Source organism: Streptomyces sp. NRRL S-378, from assembly GCF_000720645.1.
Classification (GTDB): domain Bacteria; phylum Actinomycetota; class Actinomycetes; order Streptomycetales; family Streptomycetaceae; genus Streptomyces.
Window position 1 is genome coordinate 1 of record NZ_JOBX01000213.1, and the last position, 373, is coordinate 373.

General features: G+C 65.7%; 1 protein-coding gene. It reads left to right on the forward strand.

The features are described 5' to 3' along the window. Positions 1-373: Hsp70 family protein (locus IH80_RS0138545; RefSeq protein WP_030966582.1), on the forward strand; the 373-nt coding region annotated here is incomplete at both ends.

The window sequence follows — 373 nt, forward strand, 5'->3', positions numbered from 1 at the left end:
ACAAGGGCGTCAACCCGGACGAGGTCGTCGCCATCGGCGCCACCCTCCAGGCCGGTGTCCTCAAGGGTGAGGTCAAGGACGTCCTGCTCCTCGACGTGACCCCGCTGTCCCTCGGCATCGAGACCAAGGGCGGCATCATGACCAAGCTCATCGAGCGCAACACCACGATCCCGACCAAGCGGTCCGAGATCTTCACGACGGCCGAGGACAACCAGCCGTCCGTGCAGATCCAGGTCTACCAGGGCGAGCGCGAGATCGCGGCGTACAACAAGAAGCTCGGCATGTTCGAGCTGACCGGCCTGCCGCCGGCCCCGCGTGGCGTCCCGCAGATCGAGGTCTCCTTCGACATCGACGCGAACGGCATCATGCACGT